The 19,883-nt window shown below is 70.6% G+C and carries 14 protein-coding genes and 1 tRNA gene; 2 read left to right on the top strand and 13 right to left on the bottom strand.

All coding sequences use genetic code 11. The features are described 5' to 3' along the window. Nucleotides 1-47 precede the first annotated feature (47 nt). From IPG61_01135 to IPG61_01120, 4 genes are all read right to left on the bottom strand, one after another. Entirely contained in the window at nucleotides 48-1,082 is a 1,035-nt protein-coding gene (locus IPG61_01135; protein ID MBK6732705.1) for an NAD(P)-dependent glycerol-3-phosphate dehydrogenase, read from the bottom strand. A 13-nt stretch (nucleotides 1,083-1,095) separates the two neighbouring features. Next, entirely contained in the window at nucleotides 1,096-1,773 is a 678-nt protein-coding gene (plsY, locus tag IPG61_01130) for a glycerol-3-phosphate 1-O-acyltransferase PlsY (GenBank protein MBK6732704.1), read from the bottom strand. Nucleotides 1,774-1,842: 69 nt separating this feature from the next. Then, a complete protein-coding gene (gene der / locus IPG61_01125; protein ID MBK6732703.1) occupies nucleotides 1,843-3,156 on the bottom strand; it encodes a ribosome biogenesis GTPase Der in 1,314 nt (437 codons plus the stop codon). Between the two features lie 77 nt (nucleotides 3,157-3,233). Further along, nucleotides 3,234-4,799 (bottom strand): DUF512 domain-containing protein, encoded by a 1,566-nt coding sequence (locus tag IPG61_01120; protein MBK6732702.1) that lies wholly within the window; start codon nucleotides 4,797-4,799, stop codon nucleotides 3,234-3,236. Nucleotides 4,800-4,925: 126 nt separating this feature from the next. Between IPG61_01120 and IPG61_01115 the strand changes: the two genes are divergently transcribed. Together IPG61_01115 and IPG61_01110 are read left to right on the top strand one after the other, a co-directional pair. Continuing rightward, nucleotides 4,926-5,001 (top strand) — tRNA-Gly (locus IPG61_01115). Nucleotides 5,002-5,367: 366 nt separating this feature from the next. Further along, nucleotides 5,368-5,742: a hypothetical protein gene (locus tag IPG61_01110; GenBank protein ID MBK6732701.1), complete on the top strand. Its 375-nt coding sequence runs from the start codon at nucleotides 5,368-5,370 to the stop codon at nucleotides 5,740-5,742. 50 nt (nucleotides 5,743-5,792) lie between these two features. Here IPG61_01110 and IPG61_01105 read toward each other — a convergent pair whose 3' ends face one another. The 9 genes from IPG61_01105 to miaB all read right to left on the bottom strand — a co-directional run bounded on the left by IPG61_01105 (nucleotide 5,793) and on the right by miaB (nucleotide 19,877). Beyond that, a complete protein-coding gene (locus tag IPG61_01105) occupies nucleotides 5,793-7,502 on the bottom strand; it encodes a hypothetical protein (protein ID MBK6732700.1) in 1,710 nt (569 codons plus the stop codon). A gap of 43 nt (nucleotides 7,503-7,545) precedes the next feature. Continuing rightward, nucleotides 7,546-8,517, bottom strand: coding sequence for a tRNA (adenosine(37)-N6)-dimethylallyltransferase MiaA (gene miaA, locus IPG61_01100; GenBank protein MBK6732699.1), 972 nt, complete (start codon nucleotides 8,515-8,517; stop codon nucleotides 7,546-7,548). Nucleotide 8,518: 1 nt separating this feature from the next. After that, entirely contained in the window at nucleotides 8,519-10,390 is a 1,872-nt protein-coding gene (mutL, locus tag IPG61_01095) for a DNA mismatch repair endonuclease MutL (protein ID MBK6732698.1), read from the bottom strand. Between the two features lie 130 nt (nucleotides 10,391-10,520). Next, nucleotides 10,521-12,824: a GAF domain-containing protein gene (locus tag IPG61_01090; protein ID MBK6732697.1), complete on the bottom strand. Its 2,304-nt coding sequence runs from the start codon at nucleotides 12,822-12,824 to the stop codon at nucleotides 10,521-10,523. Nucleotides 12,825-12,954: 130 nt separating this feature from the next. Beyond that, the gene (gene mutS, locus IPG61_01085) at nucleotides 12,955-15,333 is read right to left on the bottom strand and encodes a DNA mismatch repair protein MutS (GenBank protein MBK6732696.1); all 2,379 of its coding nucleotides are present in this window, start codon (nucleotides 15,331-15,333) and stop codon (nucleotides 12,955-12,957) included. 370 nt (nucleotides 15,334-15,703) lie between these two features. Further along, a complete protein-coding gene (locus tag IPG61_01080) occupies nucleotides 15,704-16,867 on the bottom strand; it encodes an SPOR domain-containing protein (GenBank protein ID MBK6732695.1) in 1,164 nt (387 codons plus the stop codon). A gap of 50 nt (nucleotides 16,868-16,917) precedes the next feature. After that, nucleotides 16,918-18,087, bottom strand: a complete 1,170-nt coding sequence (locus tag IPG61_01075) for a hypothetical protein (GenBank protein MBK6732694.1) — start codon at nucleotides 18,085-18,087, stop codon at nucleotides 16,918-16,920. Next, nucleotides 18,080-18,412, bottom strand: a complete 333-nt coding sequence (locus IPG61_01070) for a LapA family protein (GenBank protein ID MBK6732693.1) — start codon at nucleotides 18,410-18,412, stop codon at nucleotides 18,080-18,082. The genes IPG61_01075 and IPG61_01070 overlap by 8 nt, the downstream gene beginning before the upstream one ends. Before the next feature lie 34 nt (nucleotides 18,413-18,446). Next, a complete protein-coding gene (gene miaB, locus IPG61_01065) occupies nucleotides 18,447-19,877 on the bottom strand; it encodes a tRNA (N6-isopentenyl adenosine(37)-C2)-methylthiotransferase MiaB (protein ID MBK6732692.1) in 1,431 nt (476 codons plus the stop codon). Between the last annotated feature and the right edge of the window lie 6 nt (nucleotides 19,878-19,883).

The raw sequence follows: 19,883 nt of genomic DNA, 5'->3' as shown, positions 1-19,883 counted from the left end.
TCTCCCCTGTCCGCAGATCCGCCAGGCGGTCGTACGCCCGCGCGGATCTAGTCCGTCTCGGCCCGCAGCTCCCGTTCCATCAACTCCCGCATCGCCTGCCGGGGCGGTTTTCCGGAAAATAGCACATCGTGAACCTGTTTGGTAATAGGAAGTTCGACATTGTGCTTCTCACCCAGCTTCAAGGCGGCCTTGGCCATTTCCACGCCCTCGACGACCTGCACCCACGAGGCCAGGATCTGGTCCGGGCTCTGCTCGCCGCCGGTGACGGCCTCGCCGAAATTGCGGTTACGGCTGTGGTGGCTGATGCAGGTGGTGATCATGTCGCCGATGCCTGCCAGGCCCGCAAACGTCTCCTGGCGGCCGCCCAGCGCGCGTCCGAGCCGGGACAGCTCCACCATGCCGCGGGTCATCAGGGTGCCCCGGGTGTTGTCGCCGGCGCCCAGGCCGTCGGCCATGCCCACCGCCAGGGCGATGATGTTCTTGAACGCCGAGGCGAACTCGACGCCGGGCATGTCGGTGTTCGTGTAGACCCGGAAGAAGGGCCCCGAAATCCAGGCCTGCCAATGGGCCCAGTCGACGCCCTCGTGCCCCGAGAGCACGACCGCCGTGGGCAGCTCGAGCGCCACTTCCTCGGCATGGCTCGGCCCCAGCAGTACGGCCACCGGGTGCGGGCCGGCCGGCGTGGCGGCGGCCAGCTCCTCCTCGATGATCACGCTCAGGCGCTTCAGCGAGCTGACCTCGAAGCCCTTGGCCAGGTTCACCACGGGCACGCCGGGCGGCAGCGCGCCGCTGAGGGCCACCTTGCCCATCACCTGACGGACAACCTGGCTGGGCACCACCACGAAGACGATGTCCGCGCGCACCAGCGCATCGTTCAGGTCCAGCGTGGCGCGAAGGTTCGGCGGCAGCACGATGCTGCCCAGGTAGTCCGGGTTGGTGCCCGTCTGGTTGATGCTGCGGACCTGCTTCTCGTCGATGCCCCACAGCACCACGCGTTCCCACTTGTGGCACAGGTGGCGGCCGAAGGCGCTGGCCCAGCTGCCGGTGCCCAGGATGGCGGCCTTGCGCGGCATGCATTCCATGACGGTCCTCCGATCAGGCGGCCGGCGGCGGGGGCGACGCGCCATCGCCCTTGTGGTGCCGGAGCTTGCCTTCAGTGCCCGCGCGCAGGCGGACCAGGTTGGCGCGGTGCCGCCAGATGACCCAGCCACAGACGCAGAAGGTGAACCAGATGATCGTCTTCGAGGTGTCCGGGCTCTGGCGCTCGAAGAACAGCACCGCCAGCGGCAGCACGCAGGCCGCGGCGATGCTGGCCAGCGACACGATGTGCGAGGCGAAGGCGACGATCGCGAAGACGATGACGGTGACGAGGATCGCGTACGGCTCCAGCACGGCGAAGGCGCCGCCGGTCGTGGCCACGCCCTTGCCGCCGTGGAAGCTGACGAACGGGCTGAACGTGTGGCCCAGCGAGGCGAACGCACCGGCAAAGATGCGGAACAGGTCGGGCGTGATGTTGAACGGCGTGGGTTCGCCGGCCTGCCAGCCATCGACCAGCATCGTCATCAGCCAGACCGCGGCCGCGCCCTTCGCCATGTCCAGCAGCAGGCAGGCCACGCCCCAGCGCGGTCCCAGCGTGCGGAATACGTTCGTGGCTCCGAGATTGCCTGAACCGTGATGGCGCAGGTCGATGCCCTTGACACTCTTGGCGATGATGAAACTGAACGGGATGGCCCCCAGGGCGAAGGCCAGAAGAAGGAACAGGATGAGCAGCATGGGTCCGTTTCCGGTCGGGGTCGGGAACGTCGTGACGGATGCTTCAGGAACGTCTTCCGAGCGTGCTTCCTAGTGCTTCTTCATCTTCACAAAAATCCGGTTGCCGGTAAAGCCGAATTCCTCGCGCAGCTTGTTATTGATGAACCGCAGGTAGTTCCGCGCAAAGAACTTGGGCTCGTTGACCGACAGGAGGAACGTGGGCGGCGCGCTCTCGATCTGGGTGCCGTAGTAGATCTTGCCGACCCCGCCGCCGTGCGCCCGCGGACCCTGGATCGCGACCACCTTCTCGAGGAATTCGTTGAGCTGGCCGGTGCTGACGCGTTTCTGCCGGCCCTCGTGCACTTCCCACACCGTCTCCATGATGCGGCCGGTGCGCTGGCGCGACTCGGCACTGACGGTGAACCAGGGCGCGTAGGTGAGGAACGGCACTTCGGTGCAGAACTTCTCCCAGTGCGCCAGGTGCGTGTTGGCGCCCTTGTCGCCGATCAGGTCCCACTTGTTGAAGATCACGATGCAGCCCTTGCCCGCGTCGTGGATCATGCCGGCGATCTTGGAGTCCTGCGTGACGGCGCCGGCCTCGGCGTCGACCACGAACACCGCCACGTCGCACTGCTCGAGCGCGCGCACCGTGCGCATGTTGCTGAAGACCTCGATGGCCTCCTGCACCTTCGACTTGCGCCTGAGCCCCGCGGTGTCGATCAGGCGGATGGTCTTGCCGTGCCACTTCAGGTCCGTGTTGATCGAGTCGCGGGTGGTGCCGGAAATCTCGCTGACGAGCGCCTCTTCACGGCCCACCAGGATGTTCAGCAGCGACGACTTGCCCACGTTCGGCCGGCCGAGGATCGCCACCTTGCAGTCGCAGGGGATCTCGAGTTCCTGCTTGGGGAAGCCCTCGACGACGATGTCCAGGAGGTCGCCCACGCCGCGACCGTGCAGCGCGCTGATGCCGAACGGTTCGCCCAGGCCCAGGGAGTGGAACTCGTAGAGGGCCAGGCGCTCGCCGTCGGTCTCCACCTTGTTGACGCACAGCACGACGGCCTTGCCCGCCTTGCGCAGGTCGCGCGCGATCGACTCGTCCCAGGCCATGGGGCCGACCTTGCCGTCCACCAGGAACAGCACCAGGTCCGCCTCTTCGATGGCTTCGCGGGCGATCTGGGTGACCTTCTCGTCGAAATCGCCGGTGGTCTCGCCGAACGGGATGATGCCGCCGGTGTCCAGCAACTGGAACGGGTGGCCCGCCCAGTCGGTGATCTCGGCGATGCGGTCGCGGGTCACGCCGGCCGTCTCGTGGACGACCGAGCGGCGCTCACCGAGGACGCGGTTGAAGAGCGTGGACTTGCCCACATTGGGGCGGCCGACGATAGCGACGGTGCGCAGGGGCAAGAGCGGACTCCCGGTCTGGAGGGACACCGACAGGGCCGCCGGGTCTGGTGGCGGCCAATGGGCCGCAGGCGCACAAGTTAGCCCAATTGGCGCCAGAAATCAATGAAGCCGTCCTCTTCGCCGACGTGCAGCCGGTGGGGCTGTCCGACCGCCAGGTCGTCGAGTGTGAGGCCGTCGAGCGTCAGTCCGTCGGCGTTCAGCACGCGCGGGGACAGCACCACGTCGCGCACCGGGTTCGACGGCAGGGTCAGCAGCGCCCGGCGCAGGTCGCCGCCCGAAAGCAGCCCGGCCACCGTCACCGAGGCCCCGTAGAACGTGTTGGCCACCCCCACCACCTCGACCGGCGGGGCGCCCGCCGCCTCCATCACGGGCGTGAACTCGCGGCGCCAGGCGGTGGCCGCCAGCTCGCCCGTCAGCACCGTCAGGGGCCGGGTCGGCATGTCGCCGTCGGTGACGGCCCAGCCCAGCTCCTCGGCCCAGGTGTCACGCAGGCGGCAGGTCAGGCCGATGGCGTTGTCGATCTGCCAGAACTCGTCGTAGTCGGCGGCCGGCGGGAAGGGCTGCCCGGTCTGCAGGTAGAACTCGTCGCTCAGGTAGACGAAGCCGTAGCCCAGCTTTGCGCGCGCCTCCTGTTGCCAGCCGGCCACCTGGTCGATGGTGGCCGTGGCCACCGCCGGGGTGACCGGGTCGAGCTTCGTCAGGCCGTCGCGGTGGTTGCTCAGGCCCACCGGCACGATGGCCAGGGAACGGATGCCGCCGGCGCGGGCGGTGACGCCGGGTTCATCGTCTGGAGAGCCGACTTGCGCCGGCGCAAGTCCGCTGAGGTCGTCCTCGTCGTCATCCGGATTCGCGAACACGGGCTCGCCGCAGGGCAGCTTCGCGGGGGCCAGCACGTCGAAGTCGGCCGCTTCCTGCACCGGCGCCAGCGGCGGCTCGTCGCCATCCCCCATCCCGCTTTCCTCGTAGCCGTGCCCACGCCGACTGACCGCCTCGAAGGCCGCCTCGTCCTCATCCTTGGGCGCAGCCAGGGTCACCAGGTCGCGGAACGTCTTCTCCAGGATGAGGCCCTCGTTCCAGCCCGGGCAGAGCACGACCTGCGTGTGGATCTCGATGCCGGCGGCGACCAGCTGCCGCAGGATGAGCATCACGTCGTAGCGGCGCTTGATGCCCAGCATGCGGGTGCGCACGTCGATGTCGGTGGCGTGCACCGAGACGTAGAGCGGCGACAGGCGCTGGCGGATGATGCGTTCGAGGCCGCGACGGCCGAGGCTGGTGAGCGTTATGTAGTTGCCGTACAGGAAGCTGAACCGGTAATCCTCATCCTTCACGTATATCGGTGCGCGCATCCCCTTGGGATTCTGGTCGATGAAGCAGAAGACGCAGTCGCAGGCGCAGGTCTTGAACTCCATCGGCGCGAAGCACTCGGTCACGGCGTGGATGTCGCCCGGGTCCAGGCGCACGATGAGCTCGCCGCCGTCGGCGCGGCGGATGCCCAGCGCGGTGGTGCTCTCCTCGGGCGCGTAGTAGTAGAGATCGAGGATGTCCTCGAGGGGGCGGCCGTCGAGTTCGAACACGGCGTCGCCTTCGCGCCAGTCGTGCAGGCGGTCGAGCGGGGCAGGGAAAGGTCGGATGAGTGGGATCATGGTCCGGCCAAGTAAGCACAGGCAGGGCCGGCGGGCAACCGTGCTGCGTGGAGCGCCGACGGCCGGGCGGGGTTGACAGGTGCCCGCGGGGGCGCTAATTTGGTCCCGTTCAAGCGGATATCCGGAGCGGGCTTAGCTCAGTTGGTAGAGCATCAGCTTCCCAAGCTGAGGGTCGCGAGTTCGAGCCTCGTAGCCCGCTCCATCTTCCCTTCCGCGGCAGCAGTCCGGGCGATGACCGGAAGGAGCAGGCCGTGCATCCATCGCGCAGCGCAGTTGTCGTCCTGCTGCCCGCCCTCGTTCTCGCGGCGTTATTGGCCGGTTGCAGCGCCGAATCCGACCCCGCCCCGCCTGCCGTGCCTCCCGTGGGGCCGGTGACGCCGGACAGGCTCGTTCAGGATTTCCAGACGGTCTACGAGACGATGTCCGCTGAGGAGCACGCGCGCCTTCTGGACGCGGCGTTCATCATGCCGTTGCAGTCACGGGCCATGGCGACCTTCCCGATCTCGGCCCGGCCATCGAGCTGGCCGAAGCCCTGCGCATCCACGAGCGGCTCTTCTCGCAGCAGGACGTGGTCGATCCGGACCAGCAGGCAGTCGAGGCCGTTCAGGCCATCGCGTTCCAGACCTTCGAGCGGCGGGGCGACTGGGCGGAGGCTATCCAGGGTTCAGCCTACCCGGGCACCGTGAATGCCCTGTTCGATGTCATCATGCTGTTCGATCGCGGCGGGCTGCCGTCGATGCTCAAGGTGCAGGGCACGCTCCAGTTCCACGTTGCCCGGCGGGATACGGTGGTCAACGGCGTCTCCGGGACGTACTGCCGGCTGCGCGCGATCTCCGACCTGACGGACGACACCAAGCTGGCTGCTGGCAGCGCAGACAATTCGGGCGCAGACAAGTCGGTCGAAACCGTCAGCCTGAGCCGGCTGCTGGGGCTGTGGCGCTAGCCCGCTGCGCACGTCGAGCCCGGCGACCGGGCGCATCCGCCCATTCGCGTTCAGCGCTGCCCGGTCCCGTTGCACCAGTGGCACACCTTCGTGTACCCCGACGCGTATTCGGTCGTGTCGACCCTCTCCTTGGTGACCTCGCTGTAGACCCAGCCCTGCGTGACGTTCGGGGCCACGTACAGGCTCCCGGTGCCCTTGCAGCGGATGCACCTGCCGTCGCGCACCTTCTCCAGGAACTGGAAGGCCTGCGTCCGCGCCGCCGCGGACCCGGCGGCTTCGGCGCGCGCCAGGGCGCGCTCGGCCTCCTCCAGTTCGGCCTGCTCCGCCTCGAACCGGGCGGTGGCGTCCACGTCGGCGTGGATGCGTTGCAACACCTCATGGCCGACGCGCACGCGCGCATCGATGCGGGCGGCCGGTTCGCGGGGGGTCAACTGGCCCTGCGCATCGACGATGAGGTCGTCCTTGTAGAACCCGAGCGAGTCCGGCTGCTTGAAGGCCGTGCCCGACATCTGGGCCTCGAGCCGGGCGCTGACGTCGGCCCATGCGTCGAAGAGCGGCGGACGGTTGTGGACCTCGTCGCGGATGTCCTTCGTCATGTCGATGTGGGCCGTCAACTCGTGAGCGGCCGGACCGGGACGGTTCATCGCCAGCAGCACGCGGGCCTGGTCCACCGCGCCCATCAGGCCATGCAGGCGGCAGTACGCGAACGGGCTGGGACCGTCGACGCCCGCCAGGCCCAGGTAGCGGGAGTTGACCTGGTCGAAGTCAGACCAGGTGAGGCGGTGGTACCACGACAGGGCGCCCCGCAGGTCGCCCTTCTGTTCGCAGATCTTCCCGGCCAGCGCCATGGCCAGGCAGCGGTCGTGGTTCGGGCTCGTGGCGTTCTCGCCATGGGGCGCCGCCGCCGCCACGGCGAGGTCGGCCAGCGCGCCGGCGTCGTCGCCGTCGAGGTGGCGGGCCCAGCCCGCCGCCACCGGGGGGATGTCCTTCGTGAGGTGATTGCGGTAGGCAACCTCGCCCGCCTTCTCGGCCAGGTGCGGCAGGCCCCTCGTGTCGAAGGGCTCGCCGGGATTGCCCCACGCGAAGACGTCGGCCCAGGCGCGCCGCACGGCTGCGGCGGGATCGCCGACCTTTTCGAAAGCGGCCACGAGCACGGGGCGCCACCGCTCCGGCATGTCGTCCTTCTCGGTGATGGCGGGCAGCACCTGGCGCAGGAACTCCACGTCGCCCCTAGCTACGGCCGTTCCGATCGCCGGGCACAGGTAGGTCTCGATCGCCTTGGTGAACAGGCCGTGCATCGGTCCCCGGTAATGGGGCAGTTCCGCCAGGTAGGGAACGAAGGCACCGAGCGTATCCCCGCTCTCGGCCGCGAACAGGCACTTGCAGATGGAGTACCACTTCACCGTTATGTTGTGCTCGATCGCGTAGCGCGTGTTGGCCTGCAGTTCGCTGAAGGTCTCGCCGGCGCGGGCGTAGGTCATCCGATCTTCGTTCAAGGTGACCGAGGTGCGGAAGTCCAGCGCCCACTCGTGCTCGCCGGCGTAGTCACAGGCCTCGGCCATGCGTTGCAGCTGTTCGATCCCCAGGGGATTGGTGATTCCCCGGGACTGGTAGGCCTCGATGGCCAGGGGGCCGGCCTTCTTCCAGTCGGACTTGGCGTAGGCGCGCTCGAATTGCTCGACCGGGTCCTTCCCGGCATGGGCGAGGCCCGGGGAGCACACGAACAGCAGTAGCGTCAGGGCGGCGAGGCGACGAAGCATGCGGGTCCTCCCGGGTCGGGGTGTTGATCCATTCAGGTCTGCGTCATTGTCCTGGTGAAGGCGCTCCCGGCGCAGCGGCGCCGCTCGCCGGCCGCCGCGCGGCCTCCATGATCGCCGCCGCCAGCGCCGGCGCGTCCGGCAAGCCCCGCCCCTGGGCCTCGACCTTGCGGAACCAGGTTCGCTGGCGCTTGGCATACTGGCGGGTCACGCGCACGATCGCCTCTTCCAGCTGCGCCGGCGCCAGTGATCCGCCGAGATGGGCCACGATCTCGCGATACCCCAGCGAGCCGAGGCCCGGGCACTGCGGATCATGCCGGGCCAGCAGCGCCCGCGTCTCCTCGATCCAGCCGCCCGCCAGCATCGCCCGCGTGCGCGCCGCGATGCGCGCATCCAGTACCTTGACGGGACGCTCCAGCACGAAGACCGGGAACTCGAGTCCCAGCGCCGGGTCCGGCTTCTGCGCCGCGGCCAGCTCGCTCATCGGCCGGCCGGCGACCTCGCCGATCTCCAGTGCGCGCTGGCTGCGGTAGCGGTCGTTGCCGTGGATGCGGCTCCAGGCAGCGGGGTCCTTCGCCAGCAGGCGGCGGCGGATCTCGTCGTCGCCCAGTTGGTCGAGCTCGGCGCGCACTTCAGGCAGGGGCCGGCCGCCCTCGCCCAGGTCGAAGAATCCTTCGCGAATCGCCGTCAGGTAGAGCCCGGCGCCCCCCACGACGACCGGTCGCCCGCCGCGTGCCGTGACCTGGCCGTACACGCGGCAGAAATCGGCGCGATAACGCGCCGCGTCATACGTCTCTTCGGGGGGCAGGAAGTCGATCAGGTGGTGCGGGCAGATTGCCAGCTCCTCGGCGCTCGGCTGCGCCGTGCCGATGCGCAGGCCATGATAGACCTGCCGGCTGTCGAGGCTGATGATCTCGACGGGGAGTTCACGCGCAAGCCGGGTGATCAGTGCCGTCTTGCCGACTGCCGTCGGCCCGACGATGACCGGGCAGATGCCTGCGGCTCGGCCAGCTTCCATCTCAGGCGCGCCCGAAGCGCTTTTCCAGGTCCGCCAGCGTGAACTGGATCAGCGTGGGCCGACCGTGCGGGCAGCTAAGCGGCTGGTCGGTGGCGAACAGCTGGTCGACCAGGTTCTGCATCTCGGGGATGGTCAGCGGCTCGCCCGCGCGCACGGCGGCATGGCAGGCGTAGCTGGCCAGCAGGTCGACCTGATTCTCCTGGCTCGGCTTGTCGTCCCAGGCCAGGTCGTCGAGGATGTCGAGCAGCAGCCGTCCCTCGTTCCAGTTCTTGAGGCTGGCCGGCACGCCCTGCACAAGGATGCTGTGGCCGCCGAAGGGCTCGATGGTGAAGCCCATCGCCTTCAGCTGGCCGGCGTGGGCCTGCCAGGCCTGCACCTGTCCGGGCGTCAGTTCGAGGTGCGCCGGGAACAGCAGCTGCTGGGTGGGCACGCCGCCGCCGGTCAGCGATTTGCGCGCCTCGTTGTAGAGAATGCGTTCGTGGCTGTTGTGCTGGTCGATGAGCACGAGGCCGCCGCGGATCTGCGTGACGATGTAGGTGCGATGCAGCTGCCAGAACGGCGCCGCGTGCAGGGGCAGGTCGCCGGTCGGGTACGACTCGCCGGTCGGCGCGCCGTAGGTCGTCTCGGCGCCATCGCTGCCGGCGGTCGCGGGCGCGACCCTCAATGCCGAGGCGCCGAAGAGCTCGGCCTGGCCGCGCGGTACGCCGCGGAACTCGAAGCCGGCCGAGCCGCCGCGCTGGAAGTGGCGGCGCAGGTAGTCGTCCTGGGCTTTCGCGAGCCGCTCGGCCGCCTCGTGCGGCGGCAGGTTGCGGAACTCGGGCGCCTCGGGATCGGGCGCCGGCTCGCCGGTCCAGGGACGCATGTCGTCGGCGCGGCGCAGGCCCAGGCCGTCCACCAGCGCGCCCTTGAGCAGGCCGAAGATCTCGCGTTCGAGCAGCAGGCGCACCTCGGTCTTGGCCGGGTGCACGTTCACGTCGACCTCGCCGGTGGGCACCTGCAGGAAGGCGATCACCACGGCGTGGCGGCCGGCCGGGATCGACTCGCGGAACGCCTGCGCGATGGCCTGCGACAGCGCGGGGCTGTCGACCGGGCGGCGGTTGACGAAGATGAACTGCTGTTCACGGTTGCCGCGCGTCCAGGTCGGGCGCGACGCGAGGCCGCTGACGCTGAAGCCGCCCTTGGCGTTCTCGAAGCGCGCCATGTGCGCCACGACCGAGGCGCCCAGCAGGTCGCGCGCGCGGTCGGTCAGCGATGAGGCCGGCCGCAGGTCGAGCAGCGTCTCGTTCTCGGCGCGCACCAGCCAGCGCGTGTCCGGGTTGGCCAGCGCCAGTTGCGTAAGCAGGCGCATCACCGCGCGCTTCTCTGCCTGACCGGTCTTCATGAACTTGCGGCGGGCGGGCGTGTTGTAGAAGAGGTCGCTGACGGTGATGGTGGTGCCGCGGTTGCGCGGCGCCGGCTCGCGGCGGATGATCTCGCCGCCCTCGATCTCCAGCATGCCGCCCATGTCCGCGTCGACGGTGCGGCTCACGCAGCGCACGCGGGCCACCGAGGCGATGCTCGCGAGGGCCTCGCCGCGGAAGCCGAAGGTGCCGACGCTCATGATGTCGGCAGCCGTCGTGATCTTGCTCGTGGCGTGACGCTCGAAGGCCAGCGGCAGGTCGCGGAACGCGACACCGTGACCGTCGTCGTCGACGGTGAGCGAGGTCAGGCCGCCGTCCTCGAGCGTGATCGAGATCTGGCGTGCGCCCGCATCGAGGCTGTTCTCGACCAGTTCCTTGACGACGGACGCCGGCCGTTCGACGACCTCGCCGGCGGCGATGCGGTCGATGGTGGCTCCGTCGAGCACCCTGATCCTGCCCGGTTCCTCTGCCATCTTGCCCTTCATGCCGTCCCTGGCCCGCGAATGGACCCGCAGATGTGATGGCGGCTCGCCGTACGCGGCGTCCGCGATCCGGAAGGGTAACCGTGGCGGGCAGGGGCGTCAACCGGCGCGGAAGCGCCGCTCAGGCAAGGGCCGCGAGCACGGCCTGCAGCAGCTTTTCGGGCGTGTCGCCGCCGCCGGGGTACACCCGCGAGGCGTTGCGCACGTCAAGCGCGGGCTGGCCGGCGAGGTTCCGCATCAGCTCGCAGACGCGCTTCATCAGGCGCGGCAGCGACTGGATGTCTTCCGGCACGATGACCAGCACGGTGCCGTCCTCCAGGCAGGCGATGTGGTCGCTGCTGCGCAGGTGGCGCTCGATGGCCGAGACCAGTTCGGCCGGCTCGGCATGGCGCGTGACGCCCGGGCCGTTCGGCCGGAACGCCGCGAGGCCGAGCATGGTGTGGTAGCGGTCGCAGCGATCCATTTCGCGGCGCAGGATCTCCGCCAGCGCGCCGCGCGTGGCCGCCGCCGCGATGACCGTGCTCGCCAGGTCGGGCATCACCGGCTCGAGGCAGTCGGCCAGCGCCTCGGTGTCACCTGGGTCGAACTCGGGACGGCGGCGCATGCGGTCCGCCAGAAGCGGCAGCAGGCGACGCGCGAAGAGGGCGTCGAACTCGGTGAACGAGGCGCCGTCGAGCGGGTGCAGCCGGCGCTTGTCCAGCAGCACCAGGCCGGGGAAGGCGTCGCTGCCGCCAAGGGGCACGGCCAGGACCGAGCGCGGCGCCGGGTCGGAGGTGCCGAGCGTCGCCTCCAGCACCGTGGTCTGCCAGCCGCCGCGGCCGGCGTCGTTCAGCAGCCGCGCCGCCTCGCGCCGCAGTTCCTGTTCGGGCGTCTCGGTCTCGCCCGGGCCCGGGGCCAGCATCTCCTCGCCGGTCAGCAGCAGGGCCTGGCCGGCGCCGGTCAGGCGCCGGGCCGCGGCCAGCACGCGTTCGCCGGTGGCCGCGCCGCCGGGCGCCGCGCCCAGTTCGGAAAGCGCAGCGGCCAGCGTGGTCAGACGGTCGAGCTGGTCGGCCGTGGCGGCGCGATCGAGGAACCCGGTCAGGTGGCGGTTCAGCAGCAGCAGGATCTCGGAACTCACGCCGTGGAAGTGATGCGCACGCGAGGCCGACGAAAACGTCAGGCTGAGCAGCGCCCGCAGCGGATCGCGCCCCACCGGCAGGTGGAACACGGTCGTCTCGCGGCCGTCGTTGCCGTGGAGCGCGAATGCCTCGCCGCCGTGCAGCACGCGCGGGCGGCCGCGGCTGAGCACCTCGCCCTTGATGTCGCCCGGCGGCGCCTCGTACTGCGTGCCCTCGGGCGTGGCGCAGAACAGGTCGCCGTCCGAGGTGAGGATGTCGAGCCTCACCTGGTCGGCGCCCGCCACTTCGCGGATGTCCGTCGCCCAGGCGCACAGCGTGCTGGCCAGCGTCTCGGGCAGCCCGGTGTCGCGGGTGAAGCGCTCCTCCACCTCGCGCAGCAGCAGGCGGTCGCCCGTGCTCTGGATGTGCAGGAAGCGGTCGAGGATGAGCCCGAAGCGGTGCGTCAGGCTCTCGAGCGTGGTGACGGCGTCGCGGTCGAGCGAAGGTTCGCCCTCGGCCGTGCAGACGTTGATGACGCCGAGCACGCTGCCGTCCCAGAGGATCGGGGCGCACACGGCCGACTGCAGGTCGGCGCGGTCGCGATCGGCCCCGGGGTGGATCGGACCGCAGACCAGCTCGGCCTGGCGCGTACGGGCGACGCGGCCAGCCACGGCCTCGCCCAGGCGCACGCGCGTGCGGTGCATCGTGCTCTGGCTCAGCCCGTAGGCGAACGCCACGTACAGTTCGTCGGCCTCGTGGTCGAGCAGCATGATCGAGCCGCTGGTGGCGCCGGTGGCGCGCGTGGCCAGGCCGAGCAGCCAGCGCAGCAGGGCCTCGCGGTCGAGCGCCTCCTCGATGCGGCTGAGCGTGCGGTGGATGGCCGCCGTCTCCAGCTCGAGGAATTCCAGGTCGGCCGCCTGGCCCGTGCGGGCCGCAGCACGCGTCAGGCCGGAGAGCGCCTCTTCGAAGTCCGTCTCGGTCGCCTCGAGCGGCGCTGCTGCCAGCCGCGGGCCCGAGACCTGGTCGGCGAAATCGCGGGCCAGCACCGGCTCCAGCCCCAGCGCGGCTGCTTCGTCGACCAGAGAGGCCACGAGGTCGTTCAGCGGCGGGTGCACCAGCCAGCGCGCGCCGCCCGGCGGCAGCTCGGCCAGCGTGGCGATCACGGGCAGCCCCATGATCTCGGCCAGGCCCGCGCCGATGGACGTGCCGACCGGATCGAGCACGGCGACGATCCGCGCATCGCGACGCGCGGACAGCTCCGCCAGCAGGGGCAGTTCATCCTCCCCCGGCGTGACCAGGACGACCGGCCATTTGATGATCTCGGCCAAGGCACCTCTCGAGGCAGGCGCGGGCGCCCGCCGGCAGGCGGTTCCGGGCGCGAAGGAGGCAAGCCCTCCGTCACGCGTGGCTGTCGACTCAGGTGGATATTCGGCAGACGGGCGCGCGGGTTGAAAAAAATTACAGGTCGGCGAGGCTGTTCTTCAAGCGGGCCAACCACATGAAAGCGTCAACCGGACTGATTCGCTCCAGGTCCAGGTCCCGGAGGGCCTTCAGGGCGTCGCGTTCCGGCTCGTGGAACAGGGTCGCCTGGATGGCGGCCCCCCGCCCCTGGCGGCCGGAGGGCCCGCCGGGGCCGCCCGGGCCGTCGGCGGCCAGCGAGGCCCCGCCGGGCCGGCGGGCGTCGTGGTCCCGTTCGTCGCCGGCCGTGAGGGTCGCCAGCAGGTCCTGGGCGCGCCGCAGCACGCCCTCCGGCAGGCCGGCCAGCCTCGCCACGTGGATGCCGTAGCTCTTGTCCGAGCGGCCCGGGACCACCGCGTGCATGAAGACGATGCGCCCCTCCCATTCCTTCACATCGAGCCGGAAGTTCACCAGGCCGGGCAGGTCGCGCTCGAGGTCGGTCAGTTCGTGGTAGTGGGTGGCGAAGATCGCGCGCGGTCGCGGGCCGTCCGGCGCGGACAGGTGCTCGGTAATGGCCCAGGCCAGCGACAGCCCGTCGTAGGTGGCCGTGCCGCGGCCGATCTCGTCGAGGATGACCAAGCTGCGCCGCGTCATCTGGTGCAGGATGTGGGCGGTTTCGCTCATCTCCACGTAGAAGGTCGACTCGCCGCGGGCGAGGTTGTCCGAGGCGCCGACCCGGGTGAAGATGCGGTCGGTGATGCCGATGCGCGCGCCGTCGGCCGGCACGAACGAGCCGGCCTGCGCCATCAGCGTGATGAGCGCGACCTGCCGCAGGTAGGTCGACTTGCCGCCCATGTTGGGGCCGGTCAGCAGCACGATCTGGTGGCCCTCGCCGTCGAGCGCGGTGTTGTTGGCGATGAAGTCCGAGCCCAGCAGCTGCTCGACCACCGGGTGCCGCCCCGCGGTGATGCGCAGCTCGAGCGAGTCGTCGCAGGCGGGCCGGCAGTAGCGGTGGCGTTCGGCCGTCTCCGCGAAGCCGAGCATGAGGTCGGCCTGCGCGACGAGGGCGGCGGCCGTGCGCAACGCGGGCAGCAGCTCGGCCACCTGCCGCACCAGTCCCTGGAAGAGCTCGGTCTCGAGGCGCTCGGCGGTTTCCTCGGCTTCGAGGATGGTGCGCTCGGCGTCCTTCAACTCGTCGGTCACGAATCGGCCGGCGTTGACCAGGGTCTGGCGCTGCTGGTAGTGCGCGGGAACTTTTTCCAGGTGCTTGTTCGTGACCTCGAAGTAATACCCGAAGACGCGGTTGTAACCTATTTTCAGGCTTGAGATTCCGGATGTCTCGCGCTCGCGGGCCTGCAGCCCGGCAAGGAAGCTGCGGCTGTCGGCGGCCACGGCCCGGCAGCTGTCGAGTTCCGGGTCGGCACCCGCCGCAATGAAGCCCGGCTTGCGCGTGGTGGCCGGCGCATCCTCGGCGATGGTCGCGGTGATGGCCACACCCAGCGGGCCGAACTCGCCGACACCGCCCAGCCAGCGGGCCACGGCGTGGTCGGGCGGGCCGTCGCGCAGGGCCAGGTCCTTCAGCCCGACCAGTGCCCCGAGCGCCGTGCCCAGCTGCCGGAGACCCGCCGGCCCCAGGCGGCCGGCCGCCGCGCGCGCCGCATGACGCTCCATGTCGCCCAGGCGTCGCAGGCCCGCGCGCAGGTCGGCCCGCCACGCCCGGGCCTCGAGCGCCGAGGCGACACCGGCATGCCAGCCGTTCAACTCGTCGAGGTCGGTCAATGCTTCAGCCAGGCGCTGCTCGAGCAGGCGCCTTCCCATCGGCGTGACGGTGCCGTCGATGTGGTGCACGAGCGTGCCGGGGCCGCGCTCGCCGCGGAAGGTGCGGAAGACCTCGAGGTTCCGCAGCGTCTCTTCGTCGAGCACCAGGCGGTCGCCGGGCGCGTTGAACTGCAGGCTGGTGACCTGGGCCGGGCGCTTCAACGTGAGCGCCGACAGGTAGCGCAGCACGGCCCCGGCCGCCGTCGCAGCGGGCTCGCGCGCGGCCTCCTCCACGCCGTACGGCGTCAGCGTGGCCACCTGGAAATGATCGAGCAGCGTGCGGCGCGCGAAGGCCGGGTGGAACCAGGCGGTGTTGACCGGATTGATGACCACACCCGGCAGCGCGGCGCGCCAGATGTGCAGGCGCTCGGGGTCGGTGTCCTCGCCGACGATGACCTCGCGCACCGGGTGGCGCTGGCACAGGCTGGCCAGCGTGGCGCGCTCCAGGCCGCAGCGGAACTCGCCGGTGGTGGCGTCCAGGAGCGCCCAGCCGCTCGCAGGCGCGCCCGGACCCAGTTCCCCCTTGCCGCCGCCGGTCGGCCGCCAGGCCAGGCAGAAACGCCCCGAGGCGCCGTCCAGCAGCTCCGGCGTCGTGGCCGTGCCCGGGCTGATGACCTCCACCACCTCGCGCTTGACCAGAGGCCCTTGGCCTGGGCCGGGTCCTCGGTCTGCTCGCAGATGGCAACGGTGAGGCCGGCGTTGAGCAGCCGGATCAGGTAGGTATCGAGCGCGTGGTGCGGCACACCGGCCAGCGGGATCGGGTTGTCGCTCTTGCTGTCGCGGCTGGTCAGGGTGACACCGGCTACCCGGGCCAGGGTCTGGGCATCTTCGAAGAACGTCTCGAAGAAGTCGCCCATGCGGAACAGCAGCAGGGCGCCCGGGTGCTGCGCCTTGATCTCGAGGTACTGCGCAAGCATCGGGGTCAGCCGCGCCGCGGCCTGTTCGGGCGCCTGGCGGCCGGCGCGGGTCGGGCGATCGCCGGCCACGGCGCTCAGCCGCCCGGGCGGGCGGGAGCCTGCCGGTCGACGACGATCACGTCCAGGCCCAGCTTGCGGCCCAGTTCGACGGCAGCCTCGCCGGCCGATGCCGGGTCAGGCCAGGCGCCGACGCGGGCGCGGTAGACGGACTGGCCGCGGGGGTCGCGTCCTTCCTCGATCGCCAGGCCGGGCACACTGCCGGCATGACGCTGGCGGAACTCGAGGGCGCGGCCGCGATCGGTGAAGGCACCCAATTGCAGGGTGTAGCGCCCTTCCTCGGCGGGCCGGGCATCTTCGGGAGTCGGTGCCGGCGGCTCCGGCGCCTCGCGCTCAGGGGCGGTGACTTCGGGCTCCGGTGCCCGCTCCGACGCGGAGGCCTCGGAGAGCGGGCGCGACGCGGCGCCGGATACCGAAGGCGACTGCAGCGATGCGGCCTGCTCCGACTGTTCGCGCAGCGCACGCCGGATCTCGACCAGGGCCAGGGAGCCGTCATCCAGCGCCGCCAGCTGCGCCTCGGCGGCCTCGACGTCGAGGATGCGGCCGCTGCGCAGCAGCGCACGGCAGCGCCCGGCCACGGTGCGGCGGCGCAACCCGTTGTCGGCCTGGTCGGCGGCGTCGTACCAGCGCAGCGCGCCGGCGCCATCGCCCTGCAGCATGGCGATGTCGCCGAGCAGCGCGCGCGACTCCGCGTAGGCCGGGTCGGCGGGCCTGACGGCCGCCAGCAGTTCGCGGGCGCGCGGGCCGCGGCCGAGGGCCACGAGCGCGCGCGAGGCGACCAGCTGGACGTGGCCCGGCAGGTCATCGCCCCCGTCGTCCAGGAGCGGCGACAGCGCCGTCAGCGCCTCGGCGGGGTGGCCACGGCCCAGTTCGAGATCGGCGATCTCGAGGGCCAGGCGCGCGCGCACCGGCTTGCCCAGGCGCTTCTGCTTCAGACCTTCGCGCAGCAGTTCCAGTGCGGCGGCGGGATCCTTCGCCAGGCGCGAACGCCAGAGCAGGGCTTCGGCCGGCCGCGCGCCCGAATCGTCGCCGGCCGCCTGTGCGCGGGCCTGTTCCCAGGATCCGGCGGCGAAGAGGTCGGCCACCTGGGTGATGTCGGCTGCAGCCGCCGTTGTGAATGCCGCGCCCAGCACGAGCACGAACGCGGCGAGGACCGCGCGGCAGGCGGCGGCGTACGCCAATGGCAGCGCCTTCCGGCGTGCGGGCCGGGCTGTCGGCAGGGGGCGCATGGCTACGAATCCTCGCGACGGCGCCAGCCGCGGCGGTGCGAGCCGAAGCTGCGGCAGTCGGGGCAGAACCAGCGCACGCGAGGGTCCGAACGCCCGCACTGGCCGCACACCCAGTCGACGGGCGGACGCGGCATCTGCAGCATCTTCCACACGCGGGCGAACTGGGTTTCCGGGTTCTCGCGCACGAGCATGCGCAGGTACGGCGCCGCCACGTCGGGCGTCAGGTCGGCCTGCCCGGTCTTGATGGTCAGCACGCGCATGGCCTTGTCGCGCTGGTCGAGCTTCTCGTAGAGGATCGCCAGGTTGATCGCGAATGAAGCCGGCGCGTTCTCGCTCAGGCAGGCCGTTTCCAGCAGAGGGATGGTGCGCGTGAACTGTCCGCCGCGCAGCAGTGCGTCCTGCAGCAGGGGCAGGAAGATGTCGAGTTCCTCGGGATGGTCGAGCAGGTTGTCGGTGGCCTCGGTCAGGGCGCCGGCGGCGTCGTCGGCGCGCGCGGCGAGGATGGCCCGCACCAGCGCGGCACGCGTGCCGCTCTCGGGCATGTTCTCGACATCGCGCAGGCGCGCCTTCGCCTCCCCGGCCTCGCCGGCGAGCGCGTGACCGACGGCGCGATCGAGCTGGAAGCTGGCGTAGGCTTCGCGGAACCAGGCGGCGTCGTGTTCGGGCAACTGCTTGGCAGCCTGCTTGAGCACGCGGGCGGCATCGGGCAGTTCCTTGGCGCCCTGGTGTTGGGCGAAGCGTGCCCGCCAGTACCGCTTGTTGCCAAGCGAGTGGCGCTGAAGCGTGTCGAGCACCTGCCCCGCCTCGGTGAACTGTTGCAGCGCCAGGAGGTCCTCGGCCAGCGCCAGGCCCGAGGCGATCTTCTGCCCCGGCGTCAGTTCGCCGCGCATGGTCAGGCCGCGGTGCAGTACCACGGCGCGCCCGGCGTCGCCCATCTCGCGCAGCAGGTTGCCCAGGTAGAGGAACGGCTCGAAGGCCTCGGGCTGCTTCTGCACGACGCGGCGGAGGATGGCCGCGGCGTCCTCGCGCTCACCCTCGATCCACAGCTGCAGCGCCTGCTGGTAGTCGTCGGCATTGGCTTCCGGGCGCGGGCGCACCCAGATGCGCCAGAGCACAACGGCGGCGGCAACAGCGGCGCTGCCGACGACCAGCCAGGTCAGGAAGTCACTCAAGGTCGCCTTCCTTCACCACGAGCGCGGCGGTCCCGTCCTCGCGCAGCGGCAGCGTGCGGAGGTCGGCCAGTTCGCGGTCCTTGTCACGGGTCAGCTTGCGCAGGCGGGCCATGTCGCGCTGCAGGCGCACTTCACGGATGAGGGCCAGGACCAGGGCGGTGCCGAAGCCCAGCATGAAGCTGACGACGACGACCCAGTACATGGACACGCCCAGGTACGACTTGCCGAAGAGGTTGATGTCCACCGACTGCCCGCTGTTGGTCACGAAGAAGTAGACCAGCGAGAACAGCAGCGCCAGGAAGAACAACCCTTTGACGATCCACACGTCGGCACCTCTTTTTCACGGTATCGCGGCCGGCTCAGGCGGTCCGGCGCTCCCCGAAGAACGTTGTCCCTTCCCATCCCGTCAACCGCACGTCGAACGTGTCGCCGGCCGGAAGTTCCGGCCCGTTCACGACCACCTTGCGGTTGTTCGCCGTCCGCAGGCGCCAGGCGCCGGCCGGCCGGCGGGCGGGCCCTTCGCAGACGGCCGCCACCACGGCGCCGACCTGGGCGTCGGCCAGGGTGGACCAGATCCCCTGCTGCACGTCCATCAGCTCGGCCAGGCGGTCCTTCTTGGCCTCCAGCGGCACGTCATCGGCCAGGCGGGCCGCCGGCACACCCGGGCGTTCGCTGTACTTGAACGAGAAGATCTGGTCGTACTGTACCCTGCGAACCAGTTCCAGGGTAGCCCGGAAATCGGCGTCCGTCTCGCCCGGGAACCCGACGATGAAATCCGACGAGAACGTGACCCCGGGGATCACCCGGCGGGCGTAGTCGACCATGTCCAGGTACTCGCCGGCCGTGTACAGGCGCTTCATGCGCCGCAGGACGGTGTCCGAGCCGCTCTGGGCCGGCACGTGCAGCCAGGGGCAGACCTTGGCGCCCAGGGCGCCGATGGCGTCGATCAGGTGCCGGTGCATGTCGCGCGGGTGCCCGGTCAGGAAGCGGATCCGCTCCAGCCCGTCGATGGCCGCGACCCGGGACAGCAGCCCCGCGAAGTCCAGTTCGTCGTCCCAGCGGTAGGCGGTCACGTTCTGGCCCAGCAGGGTGACCTCGCGCCCGCCGCGGGCGACGATGCCCTCGATCTCGGCGACGATTACGTCGGGCGCCTTCTCGCTCTGCGGCCCGCGCGTCATCGGCACGATGCAGTACGTGCACTTGTAGTCGCAGCCCTTGTGGATGGTCACGAGGTGGCTGTTGTTGACCGGGTACAGGTCGGGCGGGGCCACGTAGTGGGCGTCGAGCCGGTGGCCGGTGATCGTGGAGCCGCCCTTCTTCATGCGGCGCGGGGCGCCGTCGCGGTTCCTGTCGTCGTCGTCGGCGGCAGGGCCGACCAGCCCCTGCAGCAGGCCCGGCAACGCGTCGTAGTTGTCCACGCCGACGACCAGGTCGACGGCGCGCGTCCCTTTGCGGAGGTCGTCGCCCAGCCGCTCGGCCATGCAGCCGCAGATGCCGATCACAGCCGGTGGCAGGTCGGCCTCGCGCCGGCGCAAGCGCAACTCGCCGACGCGGCTGATCACCTTGTGCTCGGCGTGTTCACGCACGCTGCAGGTGTTGAGCAGCACGGCGTCGGCGGCCAGTTCGTTGTCGACGAGCCGGAAGCCGGCGCCCTCGAGCAACCCGCCGATGGCGTGGCTGTCGTAGGTGTTCATCTGGCAGCCGTAGGTCTCGATGTAGACCGCGGCGCCCGTCGCGGCGGCCGGGGCCGGTCGCGTGAGGTCGGGCAGGGAATCCTGGAACGAAGCCATCGGCGG

It is taken from the genome of bacterium (assembly GCA_016703265.1).
In the GTDB taxonomy this organism is placed as follows: Bacteria; Krumholzibacteriota; Krumholzibacteriia; order LZORAL124-64-63; family LZORAL124-64-63; genus CAINDZ01.
Note: the sequence above shows the minus strand (reverse complement) of the source record. Positions and strands in the feature narration are given on the sequence as shown.